The sequence below is a fragment of the Lentibacter algarum genome, from assembly GCF_018860975.1.
GTDB lineage: Bacteria > Pseudomonadota > Alphaproteobacteria > Rhodobacterales > Rhodobacteraceae > Lentibacter > Lentibacter algarum_A.
On record NZ_JAHKQI010000002.1, the window covers coordinates 176,123 to 201,027 of the forward strand.

Consider the following 24,905-nt stretch of genomic DNA (forward strand, 5'->3'; position numbering starts at 1 on the left):
CAGATCCTCGTGTTGAATTGTCGCAAAGGCCGCTCAGGTGGCGGGCGGCGGCGTTGCGGATGGCGCGCCCAGTTTCGATGCGGCCTCTTTGCCGCCATAGGTTTCGATCATCGCGTCCTGATCTTCGAAGGCTTCCGCATTGACGGTGTCCGGGTCGCAGATCTTGCGAAGCTCTGCCTGCATCCGGGCAAGGTCATCCGCGTAGGCAGGGTTCTGCGCCTGGTTGGTCAACTCTTCAGGGTCTTCGGCCAGATTGAACAGCTCAGGCTCATAGCCCACATATTCGATCAGTTTCAGATCGCCCTTGCGCAGCATGAACTCGCCGGACACCGCGCCGATCGCGTGGTATTCGCTGAACACGGCGCGATCGGTGTCGTCTTCGGACGCGGCAATGTCATAGAGCGATTTCCCGGGCCTCTCGCCCGGAAGCTCGGCATCAAAGTGGTCGATGATCGTCTCCGAGATGTCCAACAGGCTTGTCGTCGTGTGGCTGGTCGGTCGGGGATCGGCTCCCAAATCGGGAGCAGGTGCAACAATCAGCGGGATTGCGGCAGATTCCTCATACATGTTCATCTTGCCCCAGAGATCGCGGACGCCAAGGTTTTCGCCGTGGTCACTGGAATAGATGATCGTGGTATTGTCGAACTGCCCGCTTTCCTTCAACGCTGAGACGATCCGCCCGACATTGTGGTCCATGTAGCTGGTCAGCCCGTAATACGAGGCAATCGCGACGCGCCGCTCTTCCTCATCCTTCCAGCCATCTTCTCCGACCATCGCATCCGCCATTTTGTCCATCCAGGGGTGGCGCGCGTAGCCGTCCTTGAGCCGCAGCTTGTCTGGCGGAAGCTTGTCCAAGGGATAGAGGTCATAGAACTCCTGAGGCGAGATCAGCGGGTGGTGTGGCGCAACAAGGCCAACATAAAGGCACCAGGGCGCGGCGCTGTCTTGGGTCTTGGCCAGCCAGTCACAGGTCATGTCCGTGACGCTGCGATCGTATTTGGTGTAGCTGCTTTCCCCCGGCCCGATTGTATCGCCCATCATCCGCACGTGTTTGTTGTAAACGCGTTCGTCCTCGCGGCGGATCGAGCCCCAGACCATGCCGACCCCATCGGCCACATGCATTGGGATATGCTGGACGTCAAAGCCGCTGTCATCCTCTTCATGACGGTAATGCAGCTTGCCGATGGATTCGACGCGAACGCCTTTGTCCTGCAACGCATGCCCCCAGCCACGCGGCGTTCCCTTGTAGGGCATCGCGTTGTCCCAGTTGCGGATGTCGTGCACTTGCCGACCTGTCGCAAAGGCTGCGCGGGCAGGAACGCAGATCGGGGAAGGCGTGTAGGCGTTGGTAAAGCGCGTGCCGCGCGCCGCCAGTTCATCCAGATGCGGTGTCTGCACCACCGGATGGTGCGCGCAGGACATGGCACGGGCCTGGTGCTGGTCCGAAAGGATGACGAGAAGGTTTGGGGTGGATGTCATTGTTTACTCTTCTTCCTGTTCGGGGGCCGGGATGTCGAAATCGGTCTTTTGCGCGGCGTTCGCCAAGACCTTGATCGACTTGTAGATAACGGCCAGCTCGTCTTCGGTGAGTGTCGCCACCAGATGCCGCTGGCGTTCGTCCAGCACGGGTCCAAGGCGCTCGTGAGCCTTGCGCGCTTTGTCGGTCAACTCGATCACATGCTGGCGTTTGTCATTTTCATAGGGGTGAAGCACCACGTAGCCCTTTTGCTCAAGGGCTCCAAGCATCTTGCTGAACTGGCTTTTGTCGATCCCGGTCGCCTTGCGCACCGGCGTTGTGGTGTTTTCGATGCCAAGCGCGACAACCCGAACGATCCGCCATTGGGCAAGATTCAGATCACCATAGGCAGAAATGATGACCTTTGCCTGCGCGTTCAGCGCCGAGTGCAATTGCGCGATCTGGAAGGGCAGCAGCAGGCCCAATCTGATCGCGCTTTCATCCGAATTCGTCATTTTCACAATCCTTCGCTTCACCTGAATTTTTATCAGGTTAGTGGAAAAGTCAACTTGATTGTTGACTTTTCCACCTTTTTGCGCGACATGTGACGCCAACGAATTTGTGCTTCAGGGAGGAAAACATGAAGAAGTTGCTTAAATCTGCGGTGGTTGCCGCCACGATTCTCGGAACGTCTACGGCCGCATTTGCAGAGGACTGGACCCCGCCGGGCCCCATCAAGATGATCATCGCATTTGCCGCTGGTGGCGGTGCTGACACGCAGGCGCGATTGATCGCGGAAGAGCTTGAAGCGGCGCAAGGTTGGAAGGTTATCCCTGAGCAAGTCACTGGCAAGGGTGGGTTGAACGCTGTGAATGCAGTTAAAGATGCGCCTGCAGATGGCACAACAATCGCCATGATCGTAACGAGCAGCCTTGGCTATAGCATGGTCGCCTCGAAAACGGGTTCACCACAGGACGTGACGCTGATCACCACAACCGCAGGCACGCAAATGGGGATCGTCGCGCTTGCCGACAAAGGCTGGAAAACGCTTGGTGACGTTATTGAAGCGGCCAAAGGCGGCCAAGAAATCCGTTTTGGAGTGATGACTCCGGCATTGGCTGACATTGCCTATGTGATTGGCAAAGAAAACGGCGTCGACTTCAACATCATCTCGGTCAAGGGAGGCAAGGCTGTCACGAACGGCCTGAACGCTGGCGACATGGATATTGGTTTCGGTGCAGGCGTCCAGGCGAAAGCCGTAGCCGCAGGCGATATGGTCGAACTGGCCTCCGCACGCAGCGAACCGTTGAAGAACTCGCCCGACGCCCCGCTTCTGTCCGATTATGGTGTCGACTTCGTGAGTGAACTTGCGTTCTTGTTTGTGGGTCCAAAGGATATGGATCCTGCAGCGCGCGCTGCAATTGCATCTGCAATCGCCGAGGTTGCAACCAAAGAAGGCGGCAAGGCCAATGCCTTCCTCATGAAAGGTTTTGGCGGAGCAATGATCCTCACCGGAGAAGAGCTTGAAGCCACAGTTCAGGATGCATACGACTCCTCAGGCGCACTGATCGCGGCAGCCGCTGACTAAGGCCCCTCTACTCAGATCGCGGGCGGCGTTCGCGCCATCCGCTCCCCCCCTCAGTCAACCAATGAGTTCGATATGCGAAACCTCTCTGCCCGCACGGCACTGGGTCTGGGCTGTATTGCCTTCGCTCTGATCCTTGCCTTCATCTGGATACCCCTCGACACCGAGACCTGGCTGGTCGAACGCAAACGTGGCCGTTACATCGTCGGTGACAGTCTTGCTCCGACACTGGCTGCGGGTTTCATTCTGATGGCAGGTGTGATGCTGCTGTTTGAACGACACTCGCCTGACTATCACCCTTCTCGACAAAATCTGGTATTCATCGGGGCGATTTCGATCGTCGGCGTCATTGGCATCCTGCTGATGCGTTGGGCCGGGCCTGTTGCCGCCAGTCTGGTTGCGGCCGAGGAATACAGGCTTCTTCGCGACACCGCGCCCTGGAAATATATCGGTTTTGTGCTTGGAGGCGGTACGATGGTCTTCTGTATCGTGGCCTTTGTCGAACAGCGTGCAACATGGCGCGCATTGTGGGTCACGCTGGTGGCTGTCATCGGCATCATCGTTCTTTATGACCTGCCGTTTGACGACGTTCTTCTGCCACCGAATGGGGATGTCTGATGACCGATTTGGGCACCCTCGACTATATTTGGCTTGGCATACTCGCGGTCTTTCAGGGACCCGAGGCATTCTCTCTCCTTGGCGTTTCTGTCTCGATCACCGTGATGATGGTGGCCTTCGGTCTGATCCTCGGGATCATTGTGGGTGCAACGCCGGGGTTGGGCGGTGTCATCGCTATGGCCATTTCCCTGCCCATCCTGATTTCGATTTTCGGGTTCAACTCAGACGCGCTGTTGCCCGTTCTCGGCTTCCTGATCGGCGTCATGAAAGGATCTACCGTCGGAGGGGCGGTTCCGGCGATCCTGTTTAACACGCCCGGAACACCCGACGCCTATATGACCACGCTTGACGGCTATCCGATGGCCAAGTCCGGCAAGGCGCGCAAAGCACTCAAGATCTCGCATTTCTCCTCGGTCACGGGCGACACATTTTCAGATATCGTGCTGATCGTCTGTGCGCCTTTCCTGGCGATCCTGGTCGAAACCTATCTGGACCTTCCCGAGAAGACGGCGCTCCTGATCCTGTCGCTCAGCTTTATTGCAGCCGTGGTAGGCGGGTCTGCGGCCAAGGGTCTGTTGAGCTGCGGGCTGGGACTTTTGGCCGTCTATATAGGTACCGGTGAAGACTTTTACCCCCGCCTCAGCTTTGGCAGTGCCGCGCTTTCGGACGGAATCCCGATTACGGCTGCGGTCATTGGTGTGCTCGTCATCGGGGCAATTTTCACCGAGCTAGAAAACCTTTGGCACCAAAAGCGCCACACCGGGGCAATCGAAGTCGCCAAGGACGAAGGGGACCAGCGACTGCACTGGGCCGATATTCGCCAGATATTTCCCCATATTGGTCGCTCGGCCATTATCGGCACGATCATTGGGGCACTTCCCGGGGTCGGTTCGACGCTTGCCGCCACCATCGGATACGCGACCGGAAAACGGATTTATGCAAAGAAGAAAAAGCCCGAAGACCCCGAGTTCGGACAGGGTGCGCCCGAGGGTATCGCCGCCACCGAGGCCGCGAATTCCTCGGTTTCCGGCGCGAACCTGATTCCCGTCCTGTCGCTTGGTATCCCCGGCAATACGGCCGCCGTTTTCTTGATCCTCGCCGCGGAATCCATCGGCGGGTTCAACCCGGGGCCTGCGGTTTTCAAGTTCTCGTCAGACCTGAACCCCGAGCTGGTGATCGCATTCGGTCTATTCACGACCATGATCCTTGCCAATCTTTTGAACTGGACGGTCGGCGGGGTTTTCATGAGGTCACTTGGCGCCCTGGTGCGTATCCCGAAACAGTATCTATTGCCGGTTGTCCTGCTGCTGACCCTCGCGTCCCTGTACGTTCAGGAAACCTCGATGAGCGCGATCTGGTTCGCCTTCGGGTTCGGCATCCTTGGTTACTTCATGATGCGCTTTGCGATCTCACCACTGCCCTTCGTGATCGGGTTCGTTCTGGGCGGGCGCATTGAAGACACCGCACGGCAGGCGTTTTCCGCAACCGGAGGCGACCCTTGGTTCCTCCTCAAAAGCCCGATCGCGGCGGCGTTCATCCTGTGCGCCTTCGCCGTGATCTTTCTTTCTCTCCGCAAGCCAAAGGTAGACATCACATGACACGCCCAAACATCCTATTCATCACGTCCGACCAGCAGCGCGGCGATTGCTATGGTTTTCGGGGCCGCAATGTCTACACCCCGCATCTGGACATGCTGGCCGCCGAAGGCACCAGCCTTGAAACGGTTGTGACACCCTGCGTGGTCTGCCAGCCCGCGCGGGCCTCAATCCTGACAGGTCTGTTGCCACGTACCCATGGCGTGCACGACAACGGGATCGATCTGGATCCGGAACTGGGTGAAAAGGGATTTGCGGCTTCGCTGTCTGCGGCGGGTTATCACACGGCCAAGATAGGCAAAGCGCATTTTGCGACCTATCACACCTTTGGAGACAGCGACACGGTCGAGTCCATTCCGGGTTCGGCCAAAGTGCCAGAGGGGTGGCGCGGGCCCTATATGGGCTTCGATCATGCGGAACTCGTCCACATCGGCCACAATTGGTGGCTTCCTGAGAAACCACCCGCCGGGCTGGCCTATGAAGAATGGTATTACGGCGATGGTCGGGGCGAACAGAAAAACAAGCTGCTTTGGGAAAGCCATCGCGATCACAAGGATGCACCGCAGGTCTGGTCGTCCAAACTGCCCGTAGCTTATCACAATTCAACCTGGATTGCCGATCGTGCCATAGATTTCATCAAGCAGGACCATGACAAACCGTTCTGTATGTGGGTGTCATTCCCCGACCCGCACCACCCCTTTGACTGCCCCGAACCATGGGCCTCGCTGCACAAGCCGGAAGACGTGGACCTGCCAGAACACCGAACGCGCGACTTCGAAGGCCGCCCGTGGTGGCACAAGGCAGCGGTCGAGACCAAGATCGAAGGCAAGGGCGCCGAGGTCCGCACCAGCTATTCGCGCTATCCGGAAATACCGGATGAGCACCTGCGCGAGGTGATCGCCAATACCTATGGTCAGCTGTCGCTGATCGACCATTCAGTGGGGCGTATCATCGCCGAACTGGAAGCACAGGGTTTGGCGGATAACACCTATATCGTCTACACCGCCGACCATGGAGATTGGCTGGGCGACCATGGCTTGGTTCTGAAAGGGCCGATGCCGTTTGAAGGGCTGTTGAATGTCCGCGCCATCGTGAAAGGCCCCGATGTCCCCGTCGGAAAAGTCAGCTTTGAGCCGCTCTCGACACTTGATCTGGGCGCGACCTTCATGGATTGGGCGGGGGCAGACAGCCTGATGGATATACACGGACAGTCCATGCGCGATGTGATCTCGGGGGACGGCACACGCGAGGCCGCAATGAGCGAGTGGGAACTTCTGCCCGGTCGCGTGGGTGTTGGCCTGTCTCTTCGCACCGTGCGCAGCAAAACGGCCAAGCTGACCGTGGACCTGCAATCCGGTGCGGGAGAGATGTATGATCTGGAGAATGATCCGCATGAGCTTCGCAACGTGTTTGATGACCCCGACTACGCATCGATCAAGGCTGATCTGACCGAGATCCTGATGTCGCGCCCGGACGATATGCGGCCCAATCAGGTGCCGGTGGGAATGGCCTAACGAGATCCCAACTTGCCGACGATCACATCGTGCCGAGGTATTCGCCAGCTCTGCCAGCGGCGAATACCCAAAATGTTCCATGACTATGCGGAATTTGAATCTTACACGGTTTCGATGTTCCGCCGTAACGAAACCATTTTCGAATAGGTTCCGACCTGTTGACACGTTGGCGCCGTTGTGACCGGCATCCATACCCGCAGGAAGACGGCCAGTGAAGCGGCGCGGACACCTTTCGCCTTTGCGCCGGTAGGTGAGCTGGGCATCCGGAACGCCACCGGGAAAATCAAGGACAACTGTGGCAGAAAGTCCTACACGAACTGTAGACAGCAGGAGGTAAATCTCTGCTTCTGAAAGAAGACCTGGACCAGCTTGCGCTCGCGGCAAATAACCGGTTGCCAGTCCTTGGTGTTTTTCTCTGCATACGTAAGGTGCCGAAAACTGCCGTTGGGGCCAACGCGGCGAACTAGTGCTAAGTCCCGCTCCTCGATAGCTGGTCGTGGTTGCAGCGAATGGGCGGTTCGAAATTCGCGCCTCAGACTGGCTTTGAATGACCGGTCTGGCGACATCGGCTGCAACGCGGCGATGAGCGTGCCGCGCGTGCGAGCGGATGCTGCGTCAGCAAACACTCGGAAGGGTAACGGCTGCTTTGTCCGCGCTGAGGGCCTTTGCTTGGGTTGAAGGGAATGTCTGGTTTGGGCCAGATATACTTGACCTTTCAGCCAGTGTTAAGCTGCGTTGGGTGCTGGTTTTATCCGAACACGAAAAAGCAGAGTTTGTTGCCATCAAAGTCACGCACGTAGGCGCCGTAGAAGCGGTCGGGGATGCGCTGGCCGGGGGCACCGTCGCAGGTTGCGCCGAGGGAGATTGCTTTGTTGTAGAGCGCTTCGGCTTCTTCTTTGCTGCTCGTCGGAAAGGCGACCATTGTGCCGTTGCCAGCGGTCGGGGCCTCTTTGTTGAAGGGTTCACAGACCGCCAGCATAGGCTCGCCGCGCTTGGTGCCGATGAAGGCGATGCGGCCAGAGTCGATCACGACTTTGGCGCCTTGGGCTTCAAACAGGGAGGTGTAGAACTCTTTGGCGCGGGTCATGTCTGAAACGCCGAGTGTTGTATATCCGATCATAGGGGTCGTCCTTTTTCTTTAGGTTTCAATCTCGCCAAAGCGGCGGTTGAGTTTGCGCATGCCGCCGATCCAGCGGTCGTAGTTGTCGGTTTTGGCGCGCATGTAGTTGATGACTTCTTTATGCGGCAGAACCAAAAACTCCTCAGCGCGGATAGTCTGCACGCAGGCTTCTGCTACGGGCTCCGGCTCCATCATTCCGTCGATGGCGGCGACGTGGTCTTCGTGGCCGCGTGTCATCTCGGTGCGCACGGCTTGCGGGCAAAGGACACTGACTTTGATACCTTGGTCGCCATATGTCATTGCCAGCCATTCGGCCAAACCGACAGCGGCGTGCTTTGTGACGCCGTAGGGGGCCGAGCCGACTTGGTTGAGCAGACCTGCCGCCGAGGAGGTGTTGAGCAAGTAGCCACCGCCACGCGCCGACATGAGCGGCACGAGGGCACGGGCGGCCCAGACGTGTGACATCACGTTGATGTCCCAGATACGCTGCCAGTCGTCGTCAGGAACCTCAACGCCGCCAGCAACAGAGATGCCAGCGTTGGAGCAGAAGAGATCAATCGGGCCGATGTCGCGCTCGACGGTTTCGATCAGTTGCACGATCTCGTCTGCAACGCCGACATTGACGCCGTAAGCTGTGCCGCCGATCTCGCTCGCTGTCGCCTGTGCGCCCTCAAGGTTGAGGTCAACACAAGCGATGTGCTTGGCGCCCTCGGCGGCGAAGCGTTGGCACATGGCCTGCCCAATGCCGCTGGCCGCGCCTGTCACGACGATGATTTTGCCTTTAAGCTCCATGCCTCAGCTCCACATGCTTGAGCCGCCGCAGACGGTGAGCGCCTGTCCGGTCATGTATTTGCTGGCGTCAGAGCCAAGGAATACAGCAAGGCCTGCAAAGTCGTCAGGCTCGCCCAAACGCTGGAGCGGGATGGCCTTTGAGTATTTCTCCTCAACGCCTGGTTTGTCCCAAAGCTCGCGGGCGAAGTCGGTTTTGACCAGCCCGGGGCAGATCGCGTTAAAGCGGATGCCTTTCGGGCCGAGCTCGGCCGCTAAGTTGCGCACGAGGCCGATGAGTGCGAGCTTTGACATGCCGTAGGTTCCCAGTGTGTCGGAAGCCCTAAACGCGCCGATCGAGGAGGTGAACATCATCGAGCCGCCTTTGCCTTCCATGTCGGGCGCGACCATTTTCGCCAGCCAGAGGTTTGACTGCACATTGGCGTTCATGGTGCGCTCGTAGGCCTCATCGGAGATGCCGGTGATCGGGCCGTAGTAGGGGTTCACACCTGCATTGCCGACGACGATGTCGATAGGGCCAGCAACCTCATGCGTTTTGTCGACCAGCGCTTGCAGGCTGTCTTTGTGCACGATGTTTGAGGCAATGCCATGGGCGCGCTTGCCGCCCACTGCTTCGTTGATTTGCGCGGCGGCGGCGTCAAGCTCGTCTTGGGTGCGCGACGATATCACCACTGTCGCACCGTGCTTGGCGAGGCCGAGGGCCATCTCGTAACCCATGCCTTTGGATGCGCCTGTGAGCAGCGCGACTTTGCCTGTCAGATCAAACAAGTTCATCCCATGAACCCCCCTGAGCCGCGGGCTTGTGTGTCGCCTTTGATGGCGTCTTGGCGCGAGTTGCTGTCTTTGTAAGTTTGCACCTCGTGGCGTGCGATGACGTGATGGTGCACCTCATCGGGGCCGTCAGCATAGCGCAGGGTGCGTTGCTGTGCATACATACCAGAGAGCGGCGACCACTGGCTGATGCCTGTCGCGCCGTGCACCTGCATGGCTTGGTCGATGATGTCGCAAACCTGCTCCGGCACTTTGGCCTTGATCATGCTGACCCAGATGCGGGCTTCCTTGTTGCCGAGCACGTCCATCGCTTTGGCGGCTTTCAGCACCAGCAGGCGCATGGATTCGATCTCGATCTTGGCGCGGGAAATGGTTTCCATGTTCTTGCCGAGATCAACGATCTTCTTGCCAAAGGCCACGCGGTTGAGGCCACGGTCGATCATCAGATCAAGCGCTTTCTCGGCTTGTCCGATAGAGCGCATGCAGTGGTGAATACGGCCTGGTCCGAGGCGCACCTGGCTGATCTCAAAGCCTTTGCCCTCACCCCAGAGGATGTTCTCTTCCGGCACGCGCACGTTGGTAAACCGGATGTGCATATGCCCGTGCGGCGCGTCGTCATGGCCGAAAACGTGCATCGGGCCGACGATCTCGACACCGGGGTGATCCATCGGCACGAGGATTTGGGATTGCTGGCGGAAGGCCTCAGCGTCGGGGGAGGTTTTGACCATCACGATCATGATTTTGCAGCGCGGATCACCGGCACCAGAGATATAGTATTTCTCGCCGTTCATCACCCACTCGCCGTTTTCCAGCACCGCAGTCATGCCGATGTTCTTGGCATCCGAGGAGGCGCGATCAGGTTCGGTCATGGCAAAAGCCGAGCGGATTTCACCGGCCAAGAGCGGCTTCAGCCACTGTTCTTTTTGGGCGGGTGTGCCGATGCGCTCGAGCACTTCCATGTTGCCCGTGTCTGGCGCCGAGCAGTTAAGGGTTTCCGAGGCGAGGGGGTTCTTGCCCAGCTCGGCAGCGATGTAGGCATAGTCGAGGTTGGCCAAGCCTTCGCCTGTTTCGGCGTTGGGCAAGAAGAAGTTCCAAAGCCCCGCGTCTCGGGCTTTTTGTTTGGCTTCTTCGAGCAGTTCAAGCTGGCGCGGATGGTATGACCAGCGATCCTCGCGGCCTTCACCGAGTCGGTGAAACTCTTCTGTCATCGGATCAACATTTTCGCGGATGTGCTTGATGACTGCGTTCAGGAGCGGTTTGGCTTTGTCGGAAATGCCAAGGTTGTTCAGGTTTGTATCTTTGTCAGACATTTAGGTGCCTCCTATTTGGCAAGATTATTTGTTGACCCAGTTGGGCGCACGCTTTGCAACGAAGGCGTCGACGCCTTCTTTGAAATCTTCGGTTTTTGACAGATCGGCGATCACTTCACGAGAGAAAGCGATGCTGTCTTTCATGCCGTCACGCAGGTGCATGTCATTGAGCACCCGCTTGGTTGCTTTGACGGCAGAAGGCGAGACCGCGCAGAGCTGCTCGGCTTTTTCCATCGCTTTTTCCATCAGCTGATCGGCGGGGTAGACAGCGTTGACGCAGCCCAGCTCAAGCGCCTCGGCGGCACTGATCGTGCGGCCTGTGAACATGAGCTCTTGCGCGGCCAAACGGCCAATGTAGCGTGACAGACGCTGCACACCGGAAGCAGCTGCAAAGAAGCCGACTTTGACTTCAGGCAAGGCGAACTTGGCGGTGTCAGCCGCGAGGATGATGTCGCAAGACAGCGCAGTTTCAAACCCGCCGCCCATGGCAAAGCCGTTGACGGCTGCGATGATAGGTTTCTCCAGATCAAAGCGCGAGGAGAGGCCGGCAAAGCCTGTCTCGGTCATCTTGGCTTTGCTTGTGCCCGCTGCCGTTGCTTTCAGATCATTGCCAGCGGTGAAGGCCTTGTCGCCCGCGCCTGTGAGCACGGCAACCCAGAGGTCTTGATTGGCAGCGAACTTGTCCCAGCAGTCGGCCATCTCGTTGTGCATATCGACGTGCACTGCGTTGTAAACTTCCGGGCGGTTCATGGTGACAAGTAGCACATGTCCGCGCGTCTCGGTCTTGATAAACTCGTAGCTCATACTTTTAGTCCTCCGGTGTCGATTTCGGTGAATTTGCCACCGTCAGCCGCGAGTTTGCGCAGCGTTTGGGCGGGTGTAAATGCCGGATCTGCCGCGCCGAGTTTTTCCATTACGTCAAGCACCGCCTGCGCGCCGACCATGTCGCCGTAAAACATCGGGCCGCCTTTGTCGGCGGGCCAGCCGTAGCCGTTGAGCCAGACAACATCGATATCAGAAGGACGCTGGGCTTTGTTCTCCTCAAGGATTTTGATGGCTTCGTTGATCATCGGATAGATGCAGTTTTCGATGATCTCCTCCGCGCTCATGGAGCTTGGCTCAGCGCCGGTGATATCGCGGATGATGCCAGCGGTCACGTCCGAGGGCACGGGGCGGCGGTCTTCGTCGTAGTCGTAAAAGCCTGCTTTGGTTTTCTGGCCGCGGCGGTCAAGCTCGCAGAGCGCGTCGCGAATGGGGTTGTCGGTTTTCGCACCTTTTGACCAACCGATATCAAGGCCTGCCAGATCAGACATCTGGAAGGGGCCCATCTTGAAGCCAAAGCTGTTGAGGGCTGCGTCAACATCCCACGGCATGACGCCTTGGTAGACCAGTTTGTTGGCTTGTATCTGACGGGCAAACAGGATGCGGTTGCCAACAAAGCCGGGGCAAACGCCCACGAGGGTTGCGATCTTGTTGATGTCGCGCGCCAGAGACATGCAAGTCGCGACGACATCATCGGCGGTGTGCTTGGCGCGGACGATCTCAAGCAGCTTCATCACGTTGGCGGGCGAGAAGAAGTGCAATCCGATCACATCTTCCGGCCGCTTGGTCATGCTGGCGATCTCGTTAATGTCGAGCGCCGAGGTGTTGGTGGCCAGTATCGCGCCGGGCTTCATTACGGCGTCAAGCTCGGTGAAGATTTTGCGCTTAAGCGCCATGTCTTCAAACACGGCTTCAATGACCAGATCACAATCCGCCAGATCGGCTATCGCCAGCCGCCCGTCAAAGCGGGCCATACGGGCCTCGACTTCTTCTTGCGGAAAGCGGCCTTTGTCGGAGGAGCGCTGATAGTTGCCGCGCACCACGCCAAGCCCGCGATCAAGCGCTTCCTGCTTGGTTTCAACAATCTTGATCTCATAACCAGCGGTGGCAAAGTTCATCGCGATACCGCCGCCCATCGTGCCTGCGCCGATGATGCCGACAGTCTTTATAGGGCGCTTTGGCGTGCTTTCAGACAGGCCGGGAACTTGCCATGCTTGTTTGCCGGCTTCGGCGATATATGCGCCTGTCTCGGCTTCGGTTGGGTGTGTCATACTGTTGCCTCTTGGTTGTTCAGACAGGCCGTGCGAATGGCACGCCTGTCGCTTTTGTCGGTGGCCGCGCGAGGGAAGCTTTGGTGTTGAGTCCAAAGGTGCGCGGGGAGTTTGTATTTGGCGAGGGTGCCGTCGAGGAACTCCAGCATTTCTTCGAGGGTCGTCGCGGCACCTTCACGCAGATGCAGCGCAGCGCCAACAACTTCACCGAGGCGCTCATCGGGAACCGAGAATGCCACCGCCTCAAGCACGTCGGGGTGACCGTGCAGCGCGCCCTCGACATCAAGGCAGGCGATGTTCTCGCCACCGCGAATGATGATGTTTTTCTTGCGATCTAGGATGGTGACATAGCCCTCGGCATCAAGCACGCCCAAGTCGCCGGTGCGCAGCCAGCCGTCTTGCAAGACTTCGGCTGTCGCCTCTGGTTGGTTGAGGTAGCAGCGCATGTTGGCGGGGCTTTTGACGGTGATCTCTCCGAGCTCGCCAAGGGGCAGTTCAGCGCCATCGTCACCGAGGATCTTGAGCTCTTGCAGGGGCGGGTGCAGTTTACCGGCGCTCTCGGGGCGGGCTTTATAATCGTCGCCGATCATGCCGATACCGAGCGCGTTGGTCTCTGTCATGCCCCAGCCTGTGGCGATGCCCGCATTCGGAAATGCTTTGGAAAGCCGCGCGACTTGTGCGGCGGGGCGTTTGGCCCCACCGGCGCCGAGATAGTCCATCGTCGGCAGCGTTTCACCTAGCCGCAAGGCGACTTCCATCAACTCGGCGGATTGTGTCGGAACTCCCAGAAAGCGGGTGATGTTGTTGTCGCGGATCAGCCGCACGGCCTCTTCGGGATCCCACTTGTGCATAAGGGTGATCTTGGCACCTGCGGGCAAACTGAGCAGAAACAAGGGGTGGGTTGCGGTAACGTGAAACAGCGGGGTGACGATCAGGGCAGAAGGGCGCGGCGCGTCGGGCGCGCCGGGTTCGGGAGGGGCCGCAAGCGGGGCCATGACCGACTGCATCAACCAGCTGAACACCGCATTAACTGCGCCTCGGTGCGTCTGCACAACGCCTTTTGGGTTTCCTGTCGTGCCGGAGGAATACATCACTGCGAAGTCGTCATCGGTGGCAATCTCGGCTTCTGGCGCATTGTCAGACTTAGCGTTTTTCACCAGTGTCTTGTAGTTGTGGTTTGTCATGTCGTGCGCGTCACGAACGCCTGCCAAAGTTAGCCCCAACGTCTCACGAAGAGGCAAAATCCGCTGCATGCGCGGGCCATCGGCAAAAACCACTTTTGCTCTGCTGTCGCGCAATGCGAACTCAAGTTCTTGGGTTGTCCAAAGTGCATTGACGAACACAACAACAGCGCCGAGCTCGGAGATAGCCAAGACAAGAGCCAGCAGTTCCGGATAGTTACGCATTGCAATTGCGACCCTGTCGCCCTGCCGCACGCCCAACTCGTCGCGCATAGCGGCGGCGGCCCGGTGAACCGTCGCTGTGAACTCTGCGTAGGTTTGGCTTTCGTTTTCGTAGGCGAGATACTCAAGCGTTCCGTCGCTGTGAGCAGCCCATCCGGCGGCGAGTAGAGCAGGCACGGTTTGCGGTATGTTTTTGAAGGCCTTGACGGTGACGCCGCGCACTTCAACGCTGTGCACCTCAAAGACAGGGTTGGTGCTTATGACATGATTCGCGGCGGCCTCAAGTGTCATCGCAGTCATGGCGATACCTGACGAATGAACATGTTTCTCTCCCTTGGCGGTGAACCGCGTGCCCCTGAAACGATGCGCAAACGACTCTGTTGACCAGAGGTTAAGCGGGAAATTTGCTACTGCCAATACCGCAGAACGGAACTTGGTTCCACGAGGCGTGGTTTCGTAACGTCAGAAGTGCTTCGCAAGCTTATGAGGCGGTGCAGCGAGGCTTTTGCGCGCTTCAGTGTGGCCCTCGAAACGGCTTGGAGAGGGGCAGATGACCAGCGACAGCAACGGTTATTCTGGTGGAAAAGCACAACCGATGTTCCGGCGGAAGCGTTGTGGCGTTATCGGATACTGGGCGGGGATGGCAAAAAAAGAAATGAGATTATCGGGTTGCATTGCGCCGTGCCAATGAGGTTAGATACCATCTGATAAGCGGCGCAAAGTCGCAAAGACAAACGGGGAGCCTGTTTTGGCTGACACAAAAATTGCCGATGCGTTCGTTGAATTCGAACGTGTCCAGAAAAGTTATGACGGCGAAGTGCTCGTTGTAAAAGACCTCAACCTCTCAATTCCCAAGGGCGAGTTTTTGACAATGCTAGGGCCGTCGGGCTCGGGCAAATCGACTTGCCTGATGATGCTGGCGGGGTTTGAAACTGCCACACATGGTGAGATCAAAATTGACGGGGTGAGCATCAATAACATTCCGCCGCACAAGCGCGGCATTGGCATGGTGTTCCAGAACTACGCCCTGTTCCCGCATATGACGATTGCCGAAAATCTGAGCTTCCCGCTGGAAGTGCGCAAGATCGGCAAGAGTGAGCGCGAAGCCAAGGTTAAGCGCGCGCTTGATATGGTCGAGATGGGTGACTTCGGCGGGCGACGCCCTGCGCAGCTTTCGGGCGGACAGCAGCAACGTGTCGCTCTGGCGCGTGCTCTGGTGTTTGAGCCTGAGCTGGTTCTGATGGACGAACCGCTCGGCGCACTCGATAAGCAACTGCGCGAAAAGATGCAGTTTGAGATCACGCACCTAGCACATGAGCTTGGTATCACCACGGTTTATGTGACCCACGACCAAACCGAGGCTTTGACTATGTCAGACCGCGTTGCGGTGTTTGATGACGGCCGTATCCAACAAATCGCGCCGCCGGACGAGCTGTATGAAAACCCGCAAAACTCGTTTGTTGCGCAGTTCATCGGTGAGAACAACACGCTTAGCGGCAAGGTCAAATCTATCAGCGGTGACCAATGCGTTGTCGTGCTCGACAGCGGCGAAGAGATTGATGCGATGCCTGTGAACGTCAGTGAAGTTGGCCAACGCACAACAGTTTCAATCCGCCCCGAGCGTGTCGAATTTGACAAGAGCCGTCTGCATGCCGACGCGCACACGCTCAAGGCCGAGGTGCTTGAGTTCATCTACATGGGTGACATTTTCCGCACGCGGCTTCGGGTTGCTGGCAATGACGACTTTGTCATCAAGTCACGCAACGCACCTGACCAGACGCGCCTCAAACCGGGTGAGCAGATCGAGATCGGTTGGCTTCCTGAAGATTGCCGCGCGCTTGATGCATAAGAATATCTCGTGTCCGACTGTTCGGATGCGACGATTGAAGTGGGCTGACGCTGCGCCTGATGCGCCAGACCGATACTTACCAAAACAGGCGATACACGGGAGACCAAAAATGAAATTTACGAAAACACTAATGGCGACAACAGCTTTGACTATGGTTGCTGGCGTTTCCGGTGCTGCTGACATGGCCGATGAAATGACCATCGTTTCATGGGGCGGCGCTTACTCCAAGTCACAGCTCAAGGCTTATCACGAGCCCTATGCTGAAAAGTCGGGTGTCAACATCATCAACGACGACAGCTCGGCTGAAGCGGTCGCAAAACTGCGCGCGATGAACGAAGCCGGCAACGTCACATGGGACGTTGTTGACGTTGTTGCAGCGGACGCCATGCGCCTTTGCGACGAAGGCCTCGCGATGGAAATTGATGCCGACACACAGCTTGCTGACGGCGACAACGGTATGAAAGCCTCTGAGGACTTTGGCGAGCTGCTGGTCAGCGATTGCTTCATTCCGCAGATCGTTTACTCGACAACATTCGGCTACCGCACTGACCTTGTTGGTGACACACCGCCAAGCAAGATCTGTGACGTGTTTGACCTTGAAGCCTATCCTGGCAAGCGCTCGCTCGAAAAGCGCCCTATCAACAACATGGAATGGGCTTTGCTTTGTGACGGTGTTGCGAAAGAAGACGTCTATGAAGTTCTGGCAACTCCCGAAGGCCAAGACAAAGCGCTCGCAAAACTCGACACGATCAAAGACAGTGTTGTCTGGTGGTCAGCCGGTGCCGACACACCACAGCTTTTGGCTGATGGTGAAGTCATCATGGGCTCAACATACAACGGCCGTCTGTTCAGCGTGATCGAAGAGCAAAAGCAACCTGTTGCAATGCTCTGGGACGCTCAGGTGTTTGACCTTGACGGTTGGATCATTCCGGCAGGCCTGTCAGACGAGCGTAAAGCGCGCGCACTTGATTACATCATGTTCGCGACAGACACGCAGCGTCTTGCCGACCAAGCGAAATACATCGCTTACGGCCCTGCACGCAAGTCATCGGCTCCGCTTGTAAGCAAGCACGCTGATCTCGGCATCGATATGGCACCACACATGCCAACCGACCCGGACAACGCCAAGAACACGTTCCTTTACAACTACGAGTTCTGGGCTGACTACCGTGACGACATCGACGCGAAGTTCCAAGCTTGGCTCGCCAAGTAAAGCACTTAGGAGAGGCCGTTATTCTGCGGCCTCTCCGACCCTCTATTTGTTAGACAATTTGTAAGAACAAGCAGACCAAAACGGGGACGAACATGAGTGAGACAACCCACACAGGCCCAGTGCTGGCGGCGGACGGAACCCCGCTTAAAAAGAGCCTTGCCCGCGCGTTACGTGTGGAAAAGATGCGGGCGTTGTTGATGATCGCACCGCTGCTTTTGTTTGTGATGTTCTCGTTTATCTGGCCGATCGGCGAGATGCTTTTCCGCTCAGTCGACAACCGTGAAGTCGGGGAAGTTTTGCCCAAAACCGTTGCTGTGCTGAAAGACTGGGATGGCACAAGTGGTGAGTTGCCAGACGAGACGGTTTATCAGGCCTTCACAGCTGACATGCTGGTGGCAATTGATGCCAAACAACACACCAAACTGGGAAGACGCTTGAATTTCGAAAAGACAGGCATCTCGAGTTTGTTTCGCAAGTCCGGTCGCAAGATCAAGAAGTTGGATCTGGAAACAGACGGCCCCTTCAAAGAAGCTCTTATCAAGATTGATAAGAAGTGGGGTGACGTCGAAACATGGAAAGCTATCCAAACCCATTCGGTGAATTACACCAACGGCTATTACCTCAATGCGATAGACATGCAGCGCACTCCCGAGGGCGTAGCTGTACAGTCTGAAAGCAAGCGCATCATGATGACGCTGTTCAAGCGCACGCTTTGGATGTCATTGGTCATCACCGGAATGTGCGTGTTGCTCGGCTATCCTGTCGCTTGGATATTGGCGAACCTGCCTGCGCGTTCGGCGAACCTGCTGATGATCCTCGTGCTGTTGCCGTTCTGGACTTCGCTTCTGGTGCGCACCTCGGCGTGGAAAGTGATGTTGCAACAGCAGGGCGTGATCAACGAAGTGCTTGTATGGCTTGGCCTTGTGGCGACTGATGACAGGTTGGTGATTATCAACAACGCAACCGGCACCGTGATCGCGATGACGCATATCTTGCTGCCGTTCATGATTTTGCCAATGTATTCGGTGATGCAGACCATCCAGCCGACATACCTGCGCGCCGCCAAGTCACTTGGCGCGACGAACTGGACGGCCTTCTGGCGGGTGTATTTCCCTCAGTCTATCCCCGGCATTGGAGCGGGCTCGATCTTGGTGTTTATCCTGTCGATCGGCTATTACATCACCCCCGAGATCGTCGGCGGCGCGAAGGGCGTCTTTATTTCGAACCGGATCGCTTACCACATTTCCATCTCGGGCAACTGGGGCCTCGCGGCCGCGCTTGGGGCGATCTTGCTGGCGGCGGTTCTTGTTCTCTACTGGGCCTACGACAAGATCGTGGGCATCGACAACGTGAAGTTAGGGTAAAGAAAATGGCAGCACTCACACCTATTTCGCGCAAACCGTTCTGGCTGGTTGCTCTGGTTGTTGGCCTGTTCGGGGCTTTCATCGGGCTGTTCGTTGGCACGGCAAATGGCAGCGGGCCTATCGGAGCGATCTGCGGCGCGGCCCTGCTTGTTGGCTTGGCCTTTCTCTACATTAACGTTCTGAAAGATGAGCGGGCGGGTCGCGGCATAACCTTCGCGGGGCTTGGCATTGCTGGCTTTGCTGGTGCTGGCATCCCCGGTGCGGTGCTCGGCGCGATCTTCGGCGCTGTTGGCGGTTGGATGATCTACTGGATATATGAGGGGCGGTATCGCTCCTATCTCCCGCCCTATCTCACAGCTGGTCAGGTGCTTTGGCACTATGCATTTCGCGTTATCTGCGGAGCGATCTTTATCTTCCTGATCACGCCAATTCTGGTGGTTATGCCCCTGTCGTTCAATGCCGAGAACTTCTTTACCTTCACGCCGGAAATGCTTCGGTTTGATCCCGAGGGCTACTCGCTCAAGCACTACCGTGACTTCTTTAGCAACAACGAGTGGCAGCGCAGCTTCAAGAACTCGCTGATCATCGCGCCGATCGCGACGGTCATTTCGGTGAGCCTTGGCACGATGGCCGCGATTGGCCTGTCGCAGTCGCATGTTCCGGCGCGCCGCGCGATCATGGCAATTTTGATTTCGCCTATGATCGTTCCGTTGATCATCTCGGCAACGGGTATGTTTTTCTTCTACAGCCAGTTTGGTAACTGGATGGAAAGCACGCTTGGCCTCGACAAAAACCTCGTGGGTTACATCAAGGTTATCCTTGCTCATGCGGTGCTTGGCATTCCGTTTGTGATTATCACCGTTACGGCGACGCTGGTTGGCTTTGACCGCTCACTCACACGTGCGGCGGCGAACATGGGGGCCGACCCGATCACCACGTTCTTCCGCGTGCAGATGCCGCTGATTTTGCCCGGTGTTATCTCGGGTGGTTTGTTTGCCTTCATTACCAGCTTTGACGAGGTCGTTGTTGTGCTGTTCGTTGGCTCGGCCAGTCAAAAAACGCTGCCTTGGCAAATGTTCACCGGCCTGCGTGAACAGATAAGCCCGACAATTCTGGCGGTTGCGACAATCCTTGTTTTCATCTCGATCTGCCTGCTGACAACGCTTGAAATGCTACGCCGCCGCTCGGAGCGTTTGCGCGGTATGTCTCCAAGCTGATGGATGTCTCGGGCAAAACAGTTGTTGTAACTGGTGCTGCGCGCGGTATTGGCCTTGCGCTGGTCAATGAACTTCGGGCGCGTGGGGCGGCGCACGTTGCGGCGACTGACATTCTTGAAAGCGTGCATGACACCCCGGCCGACTCGAGGCATGTTTGCGATGTGACTGACGCCGCACAAGTTGAAGCGCTGGCTGTGGAAGTCGAGGATAAGCACGGGCCGATCTCGTTGTTTTGCTCAAACGCCGGCGTGCTTAACGGGCTGGACCTGAGCTTTGAGAACGCAGGCGGGGCAAGCGCTGAAGACTGGGCGCTGTCCTGGAACGTGAATGTCATGGCGCATGTCAACGCGGCAAACGCGATGGTGCCTCGCTACAAGGCGCAGGGCGGCGGTTACTTTTTGAACACGGCTTCTGCTGCGGGCTTGCTCACACTGATCGGCAGCGCGCCTTACTCAGTGACCAAACACGCGGCGCTCGGATTTGCAGAGAACCTTGCAATCACCCATCGCGATGATGGCATTCGGGTTTCTGCACTTTGCCCGCAAGCTGTTAACACAGCCATGATAGGCGACGACCCCAACAACCCCGCTGCTATGGATGGAATCATTTCGGCGGAAGACGTAGCCAAGGCTGCGATCGACGGCGTGGAAGCGGAGCGCTTTCTGATTTTGCCACACCCGAATGTCGACGAGTATTTCCGCGCTAAGGCCGCGAATTACGAACGCTGGATCGGCGGCATGGCGAAGATGCAGCGTCAGTTCAAGGTTTGAGCGGTGACACGGTAACGTGCGGCGGCAGTTGAATAGCACTGGCGGTGTCGTATGGACCTTGCCCCGACGACTGAGCCGACAGCAAAACCACCACGAGGCAAACCAAAAGCGCAGCAGCAGGCACCGAGAGGCTGGCGGATTGTGCATCAGGTGTTTGTGCTGCGGCAGCTTGCACGGGTTTCTCCAGAATCTTCTATATCAACAGATGAAGACTGCAGGAAAATTCTGACGAAACTGTGCCAGTCACGTGGTTATCTCTGGAAAATTTGCTTCAAGGGCGAGACAATAACCGCCCTTGATCGTGATTGTAGCTGAAAGCGTTCCAGTTCTTGTTGAAGTGTTACAAGAACTGGAGATGCCTTAGCTGCGCACCAGCGCCTCATAGGCTTCTGATATTTCTCGGGTCAGCGTGCCGACTTCAAAGGTATGCTCGCCGATCTGGCCAACGGGCGTCACTTCGGCCGCGGAGCCTGTGAGCCAGCACTGCTCGAAGCTGTCGAGCTCTTCAGGCATGATGTGACGCACATGCACCTTGATGCCGCGCTCCTCAAGCATACCGATCACTGTCTGGCGGGTGAGGCCGTTGAGAATAGAGTCCGGATCGGGCGTGTGGACTTCACCGTTTTTGACGAAGAAGATATTGGCGCCTGTCGCTTCGGCAACGTAGCCGCGGTAATCAAGGAAGAGCGCATCAGAGCAGCCCTTTGCTTCGGCGGCGTGCTTTGACATCGTGCAGATCATGTAGAGGCCCGCGGCTTTGGCTGATGTCGGAATCGTCTCGGGCGAGGGGCGCTTCCATTTGGCAATGTCGAGCTTGGCGCCATCATACTTTGCGTCGCCATAATAACTGCCCCACTCCCAAGCCGCGACGGCCATGCGCACAGGGTTCCTGGAGGAAGCTACGCCCATGTCTTCGCCTGCGCCGCGCCACGCAACAACGCGCACATAGGCGTTGTCGAGGCCGTTGGCATCTAGCACTTCACGCTTGGCAGCTTCGATCTCGTCGACCGAATACGGGATTGGCATATCAAGCAGCTCGCCCGATTTGTGCAGACGTTCGGAGTGTTTGCGGGACAGGAAAATCTTGCCGTCGTAGCAGCGCTCGCCCTCAAACACAGAGCTGGCATAATGCAACGCGTGGCTGAGAATGTGGACATTGGCGTCGCGCCAATCAACCAGCTTTCCATCAAGCCAGATTTTGCCGTCACGATCATCGTAGCCTGACATTGTGATCTCCTCTACGCATCAGGTTTACATAAGTTGCGCAAATAGGCCGGAAGTGAGCATAATATTGCGCAGAAACTCAGAATGGCTAACAGTTGAGGCTTGGAGTGTCAATAAAGCTGACTTAAAATAACAGCAAGTTTGCAGGGGGCAGGTATGAGTGAAAGTATTGGTAGTGAAGGCTTGTTGTTTCTGACAGATGAGCAATTGCAACAAGGCAGCGAGGCAATGTTTTTTGCCTATCGCGGATTTACAGCTGACCCTGACAGAATTTTGGAAGAGCTGAACCTTGATCGCGATCATAACTATGGGCGCGCCCACCACAGAGCAGTGCACTTTATAGGCCGTGCGCCGGGCACCACGGTTAACAACCTGCTAGAAATACTGGGCGTAACAAAGCAATCACTTAACCGTGTATTGCGCACATTGGTTCAAGATGGCCTTGTTGAAAGCCAGATAGGCAAGTCCGACAGGCGCGAGCGGCATTTGCACCTAACGCAGGAAGGAATGAACCTTGCACAAGCGCTTTCGGAAGTGCAGCGCGCGCGTATGCGCGACGCCTATAGAGCGGCCGGGCCAGAAGCTGTGCGCGGGTTCAAACAGGTTCTGGAAGCGATGATGGATGTTGAAATGCGCCGTAAGTATAACGGGCTGCGGGATAAGAACGAATGAATGAGCTAGACCCACACCTGCTGGTTGTCGATGACGACGAGCGCATCCGGATGCTTTTGCAGAAGTTCCTCATGCGCAACGGATTCCTGGTGTCTGGAGCTCGTGACGCTGCACATGCAAGGCGGCTGCTGGAGGGGCTCGATTTTGACTTGATCGTTATGGACGTGATGATGCCCGGCGAAACAGGGATAGATCTGACACGTGCTATTCGGGAAACTTCCGAGACACCTATCTTGTTGCTGACGGCCAAGGGCGAGACCGAAGACAGGATTGCCGGACTTGAAGCCGGTGCCGATGACTACCTCGCCAAACCGTTCGAGCCAAAGGAACTTTTGCTGCGGATCAATGCGATTTTGCGGCGAATGCCGGAAGTAACGCCCGAAGACGTGCGCCCCAAAGTTCTGTCGCTTGGGGGCTTTAACTACGACATAGAGCGCGGGGAGCTTTGGCAGGGCGAAGACCCGGTGCGGCTTACCGCGACCGAGACCCAGTTGATGCGCATTTTTGCAACCAAACCGGGCGAGGCGATTTCACGGGCGAACCTTGTGGAAGAGCTTGGACGGGACCGTGGACAGGCACAAGAGCGCGCGATTGATGTGCAGATCACAAGATTGCGGCGCAAGATTGAAGTAGACCCCAAGCAGCCGCGTTACTTACAAACCGTGCGCGGTGCCGGCTATATGATTGCCCCGGACTGAAAGGAGCGGTTTCGCGCTGACGCGCGACTCAAATGAGGGGGCCAGCCCCCTCAAACTCCCCCGGGATACTTACGGCCAAGAAAAAGCAGTTAGGTGAAGAGGTTTGCGTAGGTCTCGCGCAGGGCTTTCTTTTGAACTTTACCCATCGTGTTGCGGGGAAGTTCGGGCAAGAGAAGCAGCTTTTTGGGCTGTTTGAATTTGGCCAGTTTGGTTGCGAGAACGGCATTAACGTTGTTTTCTGTTAGTCTTTCGTTTTCCGGCACGATGACGGCAACGATGCCTTCGCCGAAGTCAGCGTGCGGCACGCCGATGACAGCGCTTTCTTTGACACCTTCGATATCGTCAATCAGGGCTTCAATCTCTTTTGGGTAGACGTTGAAACCGCCGGTGATGATCAGATCTTTGCCGCGCCCGACGATGCTGACATAGCCTTGTTTGTCGACAATGCCGAGATCACCGGTGATGAACCAACCGTCAGGGCGAAGTTCTTCGGCTGTCTTTTCGGGCATTTGCCAATAGCCTTTGAAAACATTTGCTCCGCGAACCTCGAGTGTTCCGATCTCACCCTGGGGTAGGGGGCCTTCAGCTCCGACAACACGAAGTTCGACACCCGGAAGCGGCAGGCCAACTGTGCCTGCACGCCGCGCGCCATTGTAGGGGTTCGAGGTGTTCATGTTGGTTTCTGTCATGCCGTAACGCTCAAGGATGCGATGTCCGGTGCGGGTTTGCCATTGTTCATGCGTGTCTGTGAGCAAGGGCGCAGACCCCGAGATAAACAGCCGCATGTTTGCGGTTAACTCGGGTGTAAGGCGGGGGTCAGCAAGAAGGCGGGTGTAGAACGTTGGCACACCCATAAGAGAGGTTGACGTTGGCAGAGCCTCGATGATCTGATCGGGTGAGAAGCCCGACTGAAAATGAACGGTTGCACCAGACAGGAGCGCGACATTTGTTGCCACAAACAGCCCGTGCGTGTGAAAGATCGGCAAGGCATGAATGAGCACATCGCTGTCGGAAAAATGCCAGTATTCTGTGAGGGTTTGCGAGTTCGAGAACAGGTTGTCGTGGCTGAGCATCGCGCCTTTTGAGCGGCCTGTGGTGCCGGAGGTATAGAGGATCGCGGCGAGATCATCAGCGGTGCGTGCTATCGGCTCAAGCAGGGCATCGGTCAGCGCGTCAGTGAGCGTGCCGCTGCCGTCGGAACCAAGGGTGAACAGACGGGCTTTGTTGCAGAGCGGTGCAATCTCGTTTTCGCGTGCAGGGTCGCAGACGACGATGGATGGTGATGCGTCGGATAGGAAATAGGCAAGTTCGGAAGCGGTGTAAGCGGGGTTGAGCGGCAAGAACACTCCGCCAGCTGCGACAACACCAAGGTATAGCTCGATGGCTTCGAGGGATTTATCGACTTGAGCTGCAAGCCTGTCGCCGGGTTTGAAGCCTGCGCTTGTGATCGCTGCGGCGAAACGCTGTGCATTGTGAAAGAGTTGCCCGAAACTGCGCGGCTCATGCCCGACACGCAGCGCAAACGGTTTTTCGGGGTTGCGGCCCGCGTAAGCAGAGAGACTGTCGAACAGGTGATTTTCAGGCATGCTGAACTCCTTTGGCATGAAAGAGTTTTTCATATGAGCGACCAAAGGTGCAATAGGT

The 24,905-nt window shown here is 57.1% G+C and carries 23 protein-coding genes; 11 read left to right on the top strand and 12 right to left on the bottom strand.

What is annotated here, in order from left to right; all coding sequences use genetic code 11:
• Positions 1-33: 33 nt before the first annotated feature.
• The gene (locus KO498_RS01525; protein WP_215958105.1) at positions 34-1,479 is read right to left on the bottom strand and encodes a sulfatase-like hydrolase/transferase; all 1,446 of its coding nucleotides are present in this window, start codon (positions 1,477-1,479) and stop codon (positions 34-36) included.
• A 3-nt stretch (positions 1,480-1,482) separates the two neighbouring features.
• Positions 1,483-1,971 (bottom strand): MarR family winged helix-turn-helix transcriptional regulator, encoded by a 489-nt coding sequence (locus KO498_RS01530; RefSeq protein ID WP_215958106.1) that lies wholly within the window; start codon positions 1,969-1,971, stop codon positions 1,483-1,485.
• A gap of 125 nt (positions 1,972-2,096) precedes the next feature.
• Here KO498_RS01530 and KO498_RS01535 point away from each other — a divergent pair, with 125 nt between their 5' ends.
• From KO498_RS01535 to KO498_RS01550, 4 genes are all read left to right on the top strand, one after another.
• Positions 2,097-3,044 (top strand): Bug family tripartite tricarboxylate transporter substrate binding protein, encoded by a 948-nt coding sequence (locus KO498_RS01535; protein WP_215958107.1) that lies wholly within the window; start codon positions 2,097-2,099, stop codon positions 3,042-3,044.
• A gap of 72 nt (positions 3,045-3,116) precedes the next feature.
• On the top strand, positions 3,117-3,659 hold the full coding sequence (locus tag KO498_RS01540; RefSeq protein WP_215958108.1) for a hypothetical protein: 543 nt from the start codon (positions 3,117-3,119) through the stop codon (positions 3,657-3,659).
• Positions 3,659-5,257: a tripartite tricarboxylate transporter permease gene (locus KO498_RS01545; RefSeq protein ID WP_215958109.1), complete on the top strand. Its 1,599-nt coding sequence runs from the start codon at positions 3,659-3,661 to the stop codon at positions 5,255-5,257. The genes KO498_RS01540 and KO498_RS01545 overlap by 1 nt, the downstream gene beginning before the upstream one ends.
• Positions 5,254-6,768, top strand: coding sequence for a sulfatase-like hydrolase/transferase (locus KO498_RS01550; RefSeq protein ID WP_215958110.1), 1,515 nt, complete (start codon positions 5,254-5,256; stop codon positions 6,766-6,768). The genes KO498_RS01545 and KO498_RS01550 overlap by 4 nt, the downstream gene beginning before the upstream one ends.
• A 748-nt stretch (positions 6,769-7,516) precedes the next feature.
• Here KO498_RS01550 and KO498_RS01555 read toward each other — a convergent pair.
• From KO498_RS01555 to KO498_RS01585, 7 genes are read right to left on the bottom strand one after another with little or no spacing between them, the layout of a single operon-like run.
• Entirely contained in the window at positions 7,517-7,888 is a 372-nt protein-coding gene (locus tag KO498_RS01555) for a VOC family protein (RefSeq protein WP_215958111.1), read from the bottom strand.
• 18 nt (positions 7,889-7,906) lie between these two features.
• Positions 7,907-8,680: an SDR family oxidoreductase gene (locus tag KO498_RS01560; protein ID WP_215958112.1), complete on the bottom strand. Its 774-nt coding sequence runs from the start codon at positions 8,678-8,680 to the stop codon at positions 7,907-7,909.
• 3 nt (positions 8,681-8,683) lie between these two features.
• Positions 8,684-9,451 carry an SDR family NAD(P)-dependent oxidoreductase gene (locus KO498_RS01565; RefSeq protein ID WP_215958113.1) on the bottom strand — a complete coding sequence of 256 codons (768 nt, stop codon included), beginning with the start codon at positions 9,449-9,451 and terminating at the stop codon, positions 8,684-8,686.
• Positions 9,448-10,758, bottom strand: coding sequence for an acyl-CoA dehydrogenase family protein (locus KO498_RS01570; protein WP_215958114.1), 1,311 nt, complete (start codon positions 10,756-10,758; stop codon positions 9,448-9,450). The genes KO498_RS01565 and KO498_RS01570 overlap by 4 nt, the downstream gene beginning before the upstream one ends.
• Positions 10,759-10,782: 24 nt before the next feature.
• Positions 10,783-11,562, bottom strand: a complete 780-nt coding sequence (locus KO498_RS01575; protein WP_215958115.1) for an enoyl-CoA hydratase-related protein — start codon at positions 11,560-11,562, stop codon at positions 10,783-10,785.
• Entirely contained in the window at positions 11,559-12,851 is a 1,293-nt protein-coding gene (locus KO498_RS01580) for a 3-hydroxyacyl-CoA dehydrogenase (RefSeq protein ID WP_215958116.1), read from the bottom strand. The genes KO498_RS01575 and KO498_RS01580 overlap by 4 nt, the downstream gene beginning before the upstream one ends.
• Positions 12,848-14,554, bottom strand: coding sequence for a class I adenylate-forming enzyme family protein (locus tag KO498_RS01585; protein ID WP_215958117.1), 1,707 nt, complete (start codon positions 14,552-14,554; stop codon positions 12,848-12,850). The genes KO498_RS01580 and KO498_RS01585 overlap by 4 nt, the downstream gene beginning before the upstream one ends.
• 448 nt (positions 14,555-15,002) lie before the next feature.
• Here KO498_RS01585 and KO498_RS01590 point away from each other — a divergent pair, with 448 nt between their 5' ends.
• The 5 genes from KO498_RS01590 to KO498_RS01610 all read left to right on the top strand — a co-directional run bounded on the left by KO498_RS01590 (position 15,003) and on the right by KO498_RS01610 (position 20,667).
• Positions 15,003-16,103: an ABC transporter ATP-binding protein gene (locus KO498_RS01590; RefSeq protein ID WP_215958118.1), complete on the top strand. Its 1,101-nt coding sequence runs from the start codon at positions 15,003-15,005 to the stop codon at positions 16,101-16,103.
• A gap of 109 nt (positions 16,104-16,212) precedes the next feature.
• Positions 16,213-17,316, top strand: a complete 1,104-nt coding sequence (locus KO498_RS01595) for an extracellular solute-binding protein (protein WP_215958119.1) — start codon at positions 16,213-16,215, stop codon at positions 17,314-17,316.
• Positions 17,317-17,408: 92 nt separating this feature from the next.
• Positions 17,409-18,680 carry an ABC transporter permease gene (locus tag KO498_RS01600; protein WP_215958120.1) on the top strand — a complete coding sequence of 424 codons (1,272 nt, stop codon included), beginning with the start codon at positions 17,409-17,411 and terminating at the stop codon, positions 18,678-18,680.
• Between the two features lie 5 nt (positions 18,681-18,685).
• Complete coding sequence (locus KO498_RS01605; protein ID WP_215958121.1) at positions 18,686-19,897, top strand: ABC transporter permease; 1,212 nt, start codon at positions 18,686-18,688, stop codon at positions 19,895-19,897.
• Entirely contained in the window at positions 19,897-20,667 is a 771-nt protein-coding gene (locus KO498_RS01610; RefSeq protein WP_215958122.1) for an SDR family NAD(P)-dependent oxidoreductase, read from the top strand. The genes KO498_RS01605 and KO498_RS01610 overlap by 1 nt, the downstream gene beginning before the upstream one ends.
• Here KO498_RS01610 and KO498_RS01615 read toward each other — a convergent pair.
• Complete coding sequence (locus KO498_RS01615) at positions 20,657-20,842, bottom strand: hypothetical protein (protein WP_215958123.1); 186 nt, start codon at positions 20,840-20,842, stop codon at positions 20,657-20,659. The genes KO498_RS01610 and KO498_RS01615 overlap by 11 nt on opposite strands.
• 185 nt (positions 20,843-21,027) lie before the next feature.
• Positions 21,028-21,894 (bottom strand): branched-chain amino acid aminotransferase, encoded by an 867-nt coding sequence (locus tag KO498_RS01620; protein ID WP_215958124.1) that lies wholly within the window; start codon positions 21,892-21,894, stop codon positions 21,028-21,030.
• A 153-nt stretch (positions 21,895-22,047) separates the two neighbouring features.
• On the opposite strand from KO498_RS01620, the gene KO498_RS01625 reads away from it, so the two are divergent.
• A complete protein-coding gene (locus tag KO498_RS01625; protein WP_215958125.1) occupies positions 22,048-22,563 on the top strand; it encodes a MarR family winged helix-turn-helix transcriptional regulator in 516 nt (171 codons plus the stop codon).
• Positions 22,560-23,261: a response regulator gene (locus tag KO498_RS01630; RefSeq protein WP_215958126.1), complete on the top strand. Its 702-nt coding sequence runs from the start codon at positions 22,560-22,562 to the stop codon at positions 23,259-23,261. Before KO498_RS01625 ends, KO498_RS01630 begins: the two co-directional genes overlap by 4 nt.
• A gap of 89 nt (positions 23,262-23,350) precedes the next feature.
• Here KO498_RS01630 and KO498_RS01635 read toward each other — a convergent pair whose 3' ends face one another.
• Complete coding sequence (locus KO498_RS01635) at positions 23,351-24,847, bottom strand: malonate--CoA ligase (protein ID WP_215958127.1); 1,497 nt, start codon at positions 24,845-24,847, stop codon at positions 23,351-23,353.
• Between the last annotated feature and the right edge of the window lie 58 nt (positions 24,848-24,905).

Coding starts and splice junctions, on each gene's coding strand:
- KO498_RS01605 (WP_215958121.1), top strand. CDS start 18,686: ATGGCAGCACTCACACCTATTTCGCGCAAACCGTTCTGGCTGGTTGCT.
- KO498_RS01540 (WP_215958108.1), top strand. CDS start 3,117: ATGCGAAACCTCTCTGCCCGCACGGCACTGGGTCTGGGCTGTATTGCC.
- KO498_RS01530 (WP_215958106.1), bottom strand. CDS start 1,971: ATGACGAATTCGGATGAAAGCGCGATCAGATTGGGCCTGCTGCTGCCC.
- KO498_RS01595 (WP_215958119.1), top strand. CDS start 16,213: ATGAAATTTACGAAAACACTAATGGCGACAACAGCTTTGACTATGGTT.
- KO498_RS01630 (WP_215958126.1), top strand. CDS start 22,560: ATGAATGAGCTAGACCCACACCTGCTGGTTGTCGATGACGACGAGCGC.
- KO498_RS01625 (WP_215958125.1), top strand. CDS start 22,048: ATGAGTGAAAGTATTGGTAGTGAAGGCTTGTTGTTTCTGACAGATGAG.
- KO498_RS01600 (WP_215958120.1), top strand. CDS start 17,409: ATGAGTGAGACAACCCACACAGGCCCAGTGCTGGCGGCGGACGGAACC.
- KO498_RS01535 (WP_215958107.1), top strand. CDS start 2,097: ATGAAGAAGTTGCTTAAATCTGCGGTGGTTGCCGCCACGATTCTCGGA.
- KO498_RS01555 (WP_215958111.1), bottom strand. CDS start 7,888: ATGATCGGATATACAACACTCGGCGTTTCAGACATGACCCGCGCCAAA.
- KO498_RS01635 (WP_215958127.1), bottom strand. CDS start 24,847: ATGCCTGAAAATCACCTGTTCGACAGTCTCTCTGCTTACGCGGGCCGC.
- KO498_RS01565 (WP_215958113.1), bottom strand. CDS start 9,451: ATGAACTTGTTTGATCTGACAGGCAAAGTCGCGCTGCTCACAGGCGCA.
- KO498_RS01550 (WP_215958110.1), top strand. CDS start 5,254: ATGACACGCCCAAACATCCTATTCATCACGTCCGACCAGCAGCGCGGC.
- KO498_RS01580 (WP_215958116.1), bottom strand. CDS start 12,851: ATGACACACCCAACCGAAGCCGAGACAGGCGCATATATCGCCGAAGCC.
- KO498_RS01620 (WP_215958124.1), bottom strand. CDS start 21,894: ATGTCAGGCTACGATGATCGTGACGGCAAAATCTGGCTTGATGGAAAG.
- KO498_RS01570 (WP_215958114.1), bottom strand. CDS start 10,758: ATGTCTGACAAAGATACAAACCTGAACAACCTTGGCATTTCCGACAAA.
- KO498_RS01560 (WP_215958112.1), bottom strand. CDS start 8,680: ATGGAGCTTAAAGGCAAAATCATCGTCGTGACAGGCGCGGCCAGCGGC.
- KO498_RS01585 (WP_215958117.1), bottom strand. CDS start 14,554: ATGACTGCGATGACACTTGAGGCCGCCGCGAATCATGTCATAAGCACC.
- KO498_RS01610 (WP_215958122.1), top strand. CDS start 19,897: ATGGATGTCTCGGGCAAAACAGTTGTTGTAACTGGTGCTGCGCGCGGT.
- KO498_RS01545 (WP_215958109.1), top strand. CDS start 3,659: ATGACCGATTTGGGCACCCTCGACTATATTTGGCTTGGCATACTCGCG.
- KO498_RS01575 (WP_215958115.1), bottom strand. CDS start 11,562: ATGAGCTACGAGTTTATCAAGACCGAGACGCGCGGACATGTGCTACTT.
- KO498_RS01525 (WP_215958105.1), bottom strand. CDS start 1,479: ATGACATCCACCCCAAACCTTCTCGTCATCCTTTCGGACCAGCACCAG.